The organism is Streptomyces sichuanensis (assembly GCF_020328095.1).
Classification (GTDB): Bacteria; Actinomycetota; Actinomycetes; order Streptomycetales; family Streptomycetaceae; genus Streptomyces; species Streptomyces cinnamoneus.
The window spans coordinates 1-4,004 of the sequence record NZ_JAIXMK010000167.1; the positions used below are offsets into that span (position 1 = coordinate 1).

Below are 4,004 nucleotides of genomic sequence, written 5' to 3' on the forward strand. Positions count from 1 at the left end.
ATGCGTTCTCCTCCCGGTGCCGGCGACGTGCCGCGCCGGGCGCGCCGGCCGTCGCCGTCCGGGACGACGGCCGCCGCGCCCGCCCGCGCGGCTCAGACCTGTCCGAAGGTGCTCTGGTAGCTGTTGCTGCAGGGCCACTGGGCGGGGGGCTCCTCCTCCAGCTCCTGCAGGTCCAGGATCTCCGACACGTCGCTCACCTCCCCTCCGCTGCCGACGGGACGGGCACGGGCCGTGCGCCCAGGAAGGGAAGGAGGGGGCCGGCCCCCTCGAACGCGGACCTCAGGGCGAGCAGGACGCCCGCCGCGCCCGTGGCCAGGTCCGACGAGAGCCGGTCCAGCCGGAAACCGGGGAACGCCAGACGGCCCCGGTACGAACGGGCGTGCCAGGCCAGCCGCCGCACCTGCCGCAGCAGTACCGGCCCGCCCGCGGGCTCGCCGAGTGCCACGAGCGCCGCGAGGGTCCCGGCGCGCCCGCGCAGCAGTCCCGGGTTGTGCACGTACACCGCGTCGCAGGTGCGCCGGAGCGCGGCCGGCAGGGCGGCCGTGGCGGGGCCGGGGCGGTGCCGGAGCAGCTCCGGCAGGACGAACGCCAGGCCGGCGCTGCCGCCCTGCAGGTAGGGCAGGGCCGGCCCGGTGGCGTCGGCGAGGGCGAGGGTGCCGTCGGCCAGGGTCCGCAGCCCGGCGAGGTCGTGGCGCAGCGCCTGCCGGGCGTGGCCGGTCCAGGAGTCGTCCCCGCTGTGCTCGTACAGCCGCAGGAAGAGCAGGGCGACTCCGGTGGGGCCGTGCAGGAGGCCGTGGGGCGGTGGCCTGCCGGGCAGGGCCGGCAGCGGCCCGTCGGCGGTGGTGCGGGCGAGCTCGCCGGCCAGTCGCAGGGCGCGGTCGTGCAGGGCGGTGTCACCGGTCACCGACGCGAAGTGCAGCAGGGTCAGGGCGATTCCGGCGCCGCCCCCGGCCAGGTCCGCGGGGGCGGCCGGGTCGTCCGCCGGCGGGCAGCGCTCCAGGACCTCCAGTGCCGCCTCGCGCCGCCCGAGCAGGTCGAGGGTGAGGGCGACGCCGTGCAGGCCCTCGTAGAGTCCGGAGCGGGGCGCGGCTTCCCGGCGGGCCGCGGCCGTGAGCCAGGCCGTGTACTCCTCCGGGACGTCAGCCCCCGCGCTGTGCAGGGCGTACAGCACGCCGGCCGCGCCGTGGGCGAACGCCGTCCCGCCGATCTCCCGCGGTCCGACCGGGGAGCCGGGGAAGAGCCGGTCGGGGCGGTCGGGCGTGGCACCGGCGTGGATGCCGCGCACCAGCGAGTCGCGGATCGCCGGCCAGTCGGGCCGCTGCGCCGTCAGCAGCGCGCTCACCCCGTCGCCGTCGTCCCCTTCGGGCTGCCCGGGCGGCCGCAGGCCCGACAGCAGGGCCGTACCGAACCCGCGGGGCACGGGATAGTGCTCCTCGACGGCGGCCGTGAGCGCACGCAGCGGAGCCGTGCCGGTGCACGGGAGGGGCAGGAACAGCCACAGCCGCAGCCGGTCGAGCAGGTACCGGGCCGCGGCCGCCGGGCCGAGGCCGGAGGGTACGGAGAAGGAGGGGTCGCCGGCCGGCGCCGGCCGGTCGTCGTCGAGGGGCACGGCCGAGGCCAGGCCGGTGAGCGCCACCGAGCCGTCGGGGCGCAGGAGCACGGTGGCCGGATCGAGTGCGGCCAGGCGCAGCCCCCGGGACCCGACGGCTGCCAGCGCCTCCTCGGTCCGGCCGAGCACCTCCAGGGCCCACCGCGTGTACGACCCGGCCTCCCGCGCGGCGCGGGTGCCGGAGGTCAGCGGGAAGGCGGCCGCGGCGGCCCGTTGCAGGGGGTCGCCCCCGACGTGCTCCTCGGCCAGGAAGTGGTGCCCCGCGTACGTCAGGTGGCCGGCGAGGCGCGGTACGCACGCCAGGCCCGCCAGCCGCTCCAGGGCGGCCCGGCGCCGTCCGAGCCGGGCGACGGCGTCGTCGCCGTGCCGGTCCAGCCCGGCGTGGGGCCGGGCCTCGTGCAGCACCACGCGCTCCCCGGTGCGGGTGTCCGTCGCGAGGTACGTCCCGCCGCCGTGACGCAGGCTCAGCGCGCGTTCTGCCCGGTAGGGGAAGCCGCCCCCGGGCGGGGCGTGCAGCGCCGCCAGGTCGGGGCGCAGCACCTCGGGCAGGCGCACCCCGTCGGGGACGGTGAAGGCGGCCCGGCGCGGTGCGGCCGCGGGCGTGCCGTCCGGCCGCCGTCGCGGTGCGCCGGGCCCGGTGGCGTAGCGCACGTACAGGGGGCCGTTGCCGTGCCGCAGGGCGCCCAGGACGTACACCCCCGCCAGGCCGTCGAGGAGGACGGCGAGTTCGCCGAGGGCCCGGGTGAGGGCGGCCTCGTCGCCGGCGTGGACCGTGATGGTCCGCCCGCCCCGGAACCGGTCGGCGCGGTGGCCGTTGAGCTCGCGCGCGGTGGCGGCGCTGCGCAGGAAGTCGAAGGCGAGCCCGTGCTCCACGCAGTGGCCCCAGACGATCCCGGCGGCCCGCGCGAGGCGGTCCGGTGTCACCGACACGTCGATCCGCCAGCCCGCCGCGGGCGGCCCGGCGCCGCGCGGACGCAGGGAGACCCACCAGTCCGCCTCGTCCCGTTCCCAGCCCTCGGGAGGCCGCCGGCGGGCCGCGGGGATCCGGTCGTGGTCGTCGGGGTAGCGCTCGGGCGCGTCGTAGAAGACGGGGTCGGCGAGGCAGAAGCGGTCGTGGTCCTTGAGCGTCAGCACGGCGCGTCCCTTTCGGGGGCGAGGACTTCCGGAGCGAGGACGTGCGCGGTCGGCCGGGGCGTCACAGGGCGAGCGCGGTGAACTCCGGCGGATTGGTGCGGACCGAACGCCGGTCGATGCGGGAACGCACTTCCTGCGAACCGAAGTGGTAATCCATGCGCCGGACGGCCTCCGCCCAGTCCTGCATGGTGCGCACCGCGGAAAGCGTCTCCACGACGAACGGGTCGCTCAGCCGCGACACCCCGCGATACCACAGGTCGAGGGGGGACTCCTCAAGAATGTTTCCGACGGTGCCTTCGTAGACGGGAAGAGCACGGACGGCACCGTCCGGTTCGATCTGCATCACGAGTGAGTCGACGCCCCGTGCGAAACGGTCGGGGCGCATGACGAGATTCTGATTGTCGGTGGTGGAGACCCGCACCCCTTCCGGTGCGAGCTGCTGCAGTCTGGCGACCTGCCGCTCGCTCGTCAACTGTGCGATCCGGTCGTCGTCGAGGAGCTCGAAGCGGCAGAATTCCGGTCGGCTGGCGAGTCCTTCGGGAACGGCTGCGTTGAAGGTGAGGCTGCGCAATTCGCCGAAGCGCGGGGCAATGGCCGTGCAGAATTCCTCCAGTTGCGGGAAATTGCTCTGCACCACGACGCAGTCGATGCCGAACCAGAGCGGTCTCTGCCGCAGGCGTCTGCGTTCCCGGGCCACGCCGTCGAGGAGGGTGAGGGCGCTGAGCGCCCGGTCGAAGGAGCCGCGCCGGCCCCGGATCCGGTCGTGGACCTGCGCCGTCGCCCCGTCCAGGCTCACGATGACCTCGTCGAACACCTTGGCGAGCTCGGTCGCCATCCAGGGTTCCATGATCCAGCCGCTGGTGTACACGGCGGTCTTCACGCCGGCCCGCGACAGCCGGCCGGCGACCTCGAAGATCCCTTTGACCACGAGGGGTTCGCCGCCGGAGAGCGCCACCACGCGCGGATTCAGCGAGATCAGGGCGTCGGCCACCCGCAGCATGTCCTCGTGGCTCAATTGCCGCGGTGCCCGCCGGCCGGACTCCGAATAGCAGTGCGAGCAACGCAGGGGACAGGCGTAGGTGGTGTCCCAGACGACCACCTCGGGACCGGAAGACACGCTCATGGTTCCCTTTCGGCTTTCCTTGAATCGCACAGTCGATCGTCGTACCGGGGAGTCGTCGTACCGGAAGTCCGGGCAAATGACAGACAATCCGAGCCTGCCGCGTCCGACGTCCGGCGCACAGCCCGGAATCCTCCGATC

Annotated in this window: 2 protein-coding genes; both read right to left on the reverse strand. The window is 75.2% G+C overall.

Annotated elements, in window-relative coordinates:
• Positions 1-193: 193 nt before the first annotated feature.
• Positions 194-2,743: a class III lanthionine synthetase LanKC gene (gene lanKC / locus LE181_RS29520; protein WP_225664579.1), complete on the reverse strand. Its 2,550-nt coding sequence runs from the start codon at positions 2,741-2,743 to the stop codon at positions 194-196.
• A 61-nt stretch (positions 2,744-2,804) separates the two neighbouring features.
• On the reverse strand, positions 2,805-4,004 hold a 1,200-nt coding region (locus LE181_RS29525), incomplete at its 5' end, for a radical SAM protein (protein ID WP_225664580.1).